Here is a 3,977-nt window from a genome sequence, read left to right as displayed (position 1 = left end):
ATCGGCGTCGGCGTCGACCTCGGCGGTGAGCGCGGCCACGTCGGCGTCGGCGTGGGCCCAGCGCTCGTGGAGGCGGGCGAGCTTGTCCATCCGGGGGTCCTCGTGCAGCGGGTGCTGCCGGAGTGCCCGGCGCGCCGCGGCGATCCGCGGGTCCTTGCGGACCGGCTTACCGCCGGCGTTCTTCATCCGACCCTTCGCCTTGCCCCGCAGGTGCTCCATCCGCTGGACCAGAGCCCGCTTGGCGCGCCCGTCGAGCTTGCGGCGGCCCTTGGGCAGGTCGACCCGACCCACGGGGATCGGGGGCGAGGCGAAGTCGTTCTGGCGTAACCAGCCGGTCCACCCGGTGTCGGTGAGACAGAGCAGCGCGGGGTCGGACTGGATGTCGGTCCGGACCTGCAGCACGGTCGCCACCATGCCGAATCGTTTGCGGCCCACGGTGATCACGGAGCCGGCGGTCTGCTTGAGCATGGCCGCGCGCACGGACGCCAGCCGGTCGTCCCGGTTCGACTTCTCGGCCTTGCGTTCGAGACGGCTGAGCTCGGCGCGCAACCCCATGTACTCGTCGAGGTCCTCGTCTCCCCCGGCCTCCTCGAGCGACGCCCGCATGCGGTCGCGCTCATCGGACCGGCGCTCGATGGCGCGGGATCGGGACACCAGGGTGCGGTCGGTCTGGAACTGGGCGAACGACCGGCCGATCAGGATGGTGGCCTCCTCGACGCCGAGCTGCTCGACGAGGTTGACCGCCATCGAATAGTCGGGAGCGAAGGCACTGTGCAATGGGAACCGCGGGGTGTCGACGAGCGCGGACAGGGCGTCCAGGTCGAGGTCCGGCTGGTCGAGCACGACTGCCGTGCCCTTGGTGTCGATGCCCCGTCTGCCGGCCCGGCCCGTGATCTGTGAGTACTCCGCGGAGGTGAGCATCGCGTGGGTGTCGCCGTTGAACTTGGTCGTCTTCTCCAGCACCACCGCGCGAGCCGGCATGTGGATGCCCAGCGCCAGGGTCTCGGTCGCGAACACGACCTTGATCAGCCCTGCGGAGAACAGCTCCTCCACGATGGTGCGGAAGAGCGGGAGCATCCCGGCGTGATGGGCGGCGAGCCCGTTGACCAGCCCGGCGCGGAACGAGGTGAAATCGAGGGCGTCGAGGTCGTGTTGTGGGACCTCGGCGCAGGCGGCGTCCACGTGTGAGGCAATACGCCGGGCCTCCTCCCCGGTGGTGAGCCGGAGGCGGGCGCGACGCATCTGAGCGACCGCGCCGTCGCACCCCGCCCGGGAGAACACGAAGTAGATGGCCGGCAGGAGTCGCTCGTCGTCGAGCTTCTCGATGACGTCCTGGCGTCTGGCCCACTGCGCTCGGGGCCGGGCCGTGACCCGCTCCTCGTGGTAGCCGCTCCGGGACCGTCTGCGCTGGTCGGCAGCGGCCCGGATGGGGATCAGGTCCCCATCGGTGTAGAGCATGTGGGCCAGCGGCACGGGACGGTGCTCGGACAGCACCACCGCGGTGTCGCCACGGATCTCGGTGATCCAGTCGCCCAGCTCGTCGGTGTTGCTCAGGGTGGCGGACAGCCCGACCAGGCGGACGACCGGATCGAGGGTGAGGATGATCTCCTCCCACACGACGCCCCTCGAGCGGTCCCCGAGGTAGTGGATCTCGTCCATCACCACGCAGTCCAGGTCGTGGAGCGCCGACGAGCCGCTGTAGATCATGTTCCGCAGGACCTCGGTGGTCATCACCACGATGGGCGCGTCCGCGTCGATCGAGTGGTCGCCGGTGAGCAGCCCCACGTTCTCGGGGCCGAAGCGCGTGCGGAACTGCCGGAACTTCTGGTTGCTCAGCGCCTTGATCGGGGTGGTGTAGAAGCAGCGCCCTCCCCCGGCGAGCGCCCGGTGAGCCGCGTATTCGCCGACGAGGGTCTTGCCGGACCCGGTGGGCGCCGAGACGAGCAGGTTGCGTCCCGCGTCGAGGGCGGAGAACGCCTCCAGTTGGAAGGGGTCAGGCGAGAACCCCTCCCCGGTGAGGAAGTCCTCGAGCAGGTGATCGGTCCGGGGAGGGTCAGGTGATGTCGTCATAGAGTGAACCGCCACCGGCCGGGGCCTGGAGCGGTCGGGTGTCGCCGGGCGTTCGGGTGCCGGTGTCCGGGGCCGGGGTGGTCAGAGGGGCGGGCCGCTCGAGTGGGCTGGATCCGCCGAGGTCGTCGGCGGGGCCGAGGGGCGAGGCGGATTCGTCGTCGACCTCGAGCCAGTCGGCGCGGGACTTGTTCTTGCGCTTGTCATGCAGGCGGGCGAACTGGATCGCGCCCTCGACGAGGATGGTCACCGCCAGTGCGAGGGCGAGCATCGAGAACGGGTCCTGGCCGGGCGAGGCCACGGCCGCGAAGACGAAGATGCCCATGATGATCCCGCGGCGCGACTTGGCGAGAACCTCGTAGCTCACGACCCCGGCGACGTTGAGCATCGCGATCAGGAGCGGGATCTCGAAGCTCACGCCGAAGATGAGGATGAGCTGGATGAGGAACGTGAAGTACTGCGTGCCGGACAACGCGGTGGTCTGGACGTTGTCGCCGATCGAGAGCAGGAACTCCAACGCGTGGACGATCACGACGTAGGCGAGCACCGCGCCGCCGATGAACAGCACCGCGGCCAGGATGGTGAAGACGACCCCGTAGCGCTTCTCGTTCTTGTGCAGGCCGGGCGTGATGAACGCCCACAGCTGGTACAGCCAGACCGGGCTGGCCAACACGATGCCGGCGGTGGCGGACACCTTGAGCCGGAGCATGAACTGCTCGAACGGTCCGGTGGCGAGCAGGCGACACTCGTCGCCGTCGTCACCGAGCTGTAGGCGCGCCCCCGGGGGGATGTCGCAGTAGGGGCCGGTGAGGATCCCGCCCAACGACGGGATGCCGAAGAAGCCGCTGCCGTACCACCAGAATCCGAAGCCCAACGTCACGATGATCGCCGCCATCGCGATGAGCACGCGGTTGCGGAGCTCGTAGATGTGCTCGATCAACGGCATGGTGCCGTCCGGGTTGCGGGGCCTGCGGCGGCGTCTGGTCAGCAGGCGACCGGCGCCACCCTTGCGGGTGGCGCCGGTGTCCGCGGTGTCGGTCTGCGTCATGGAGGGGTCGGCCTACTGCCCCTGCTGACCCTGACCGCCGTGGTACGGGGCGGTGGGGTCGGTGTACTGCTGCTGCCCCTGTGGCTGGTACGGCTGCTGGGGTGCCTGCGGGTAACCCTGCCCCTGGGCATTCGGCTGCCCCTGCGGCTGGTACTGCTGGGGTGCCTGCGGCTGGTACTGCTGCGGCTGGGGCTGGGGCTGGGCGGACTGCTGTGCCTGCGGCTGCGCGTACTGGGCGGCGTTCGGCTGCGCCTGGGTGAGAGCCTGCGGCGCGGGGTCCTCGACCGGCTTGTCGTCGTTCTGCATCTCCTTGATCTCGGACTTGAAGATGCGCATCGACCGTCCGAGGCCGCGGGCGGCGTCCGGGAGCTTCTTCGAACCGAACAGCAGGAGCACCACCGCGAGGACGATGAGCCAGTGCCAGATGCTCAACGCACCCATGTCAACCTCCGTTTGTCTGACAACGTGCCCATGCTAGCGCACCGACACCGGGCGGCGTCACCCGAGCGCTCCCCGAAACCGGCTGCTACCTGGTTATTTACCGAGAATTCACGATTCCGTCACGGAGGTCTCCCCCGGCTCCGCCGAGTAGGCCTCCAGCCCCTCGCCGGCGCGGCGCGCCACCTCGGCGGACAGTTCGGGATCGGCGGCCCGCACGACGTCCGCGTGACCGAGCAGGAAGCGCAGGAGCCACGCCCGGTCGTGGTAGGCGATCTCCACGTCCAGGTCGCCGTCCGGGCGGCGGACCACGCTGTGGAATCGGAACTCGTCGAGGAACCAGGCCGCGGCGGCGGGGACACGGGCGGACTCCAGGCGGACGTCGCCCTCGCCGTCGTCCTGGGGTCGGGGCCCCAGCGCGCGG

General features: G+C 69.8%; 4 protein-coding genes. All 4 read right to left on the bottom strand.

The features are described 5' to 3' along the window. On the bottom strand, window positions 1–2,070 hold a 2,070-nt coding region (locus G6023_RS13610; RefSeq protein WP_182636017.1), incomplete at its 3' end, for a DEAD/DEAH box helicase. Next, window positions 2,054–3,115, bottom strand: a complete 1,062-nt coding sequence (gene tatC, locus G6023_RS13605) for a twin-arginine translocase subunit TatC (RefSeq protein ID WP_132063311.1) — start codon at window positions 3,113–3,115, stop codon at window positions 2,054–2,056. The genes G6023_RS13610 and tatC, both read right to left, overlap by 17 nt. A gap of 12 nt (window positions 3,116–3,127) precedes the next feature. Continuing rightward, window positions 3,128–3,556, bottom strand: a complete 429-nt coding sequence (gene tatA / locus G6023_RS13600; protein ID WP_120283197.1) for a Sec-independent protein translocase subunit TatA — start codon at window positions 3,554–3,556, stop codon at window positions 3,128–3,130. A 108-nt stretch (window positions 3,557–3,664) separates the two neighbouring features. Further along, window positions 3,665–3,977, bottom strand: a 313-nt coding sequence (locus tag G6023_RS13595; RefSeq protein ID WP_472986448.1) for a WCX domain-containing protein, incomplete at its 5' end; no start/stop codon positions are given.

Origin of the sequence: Dietzia sp. DQ11-71 (assembly GCF_014144995.1) — a bacterium.
In the GTDB taxonomy this organism is placed as follows: Bacteria; Actinomycetota; Actinomycetes; order Mycobacteriales; family Mycobacteriaceae; genus Dietzia; species Dietzia kunjamensis.
Note: the sequence above shows the minus strand (reverse complement) of the source record. Positions and strands in the feature narration are given on the sequence as shown.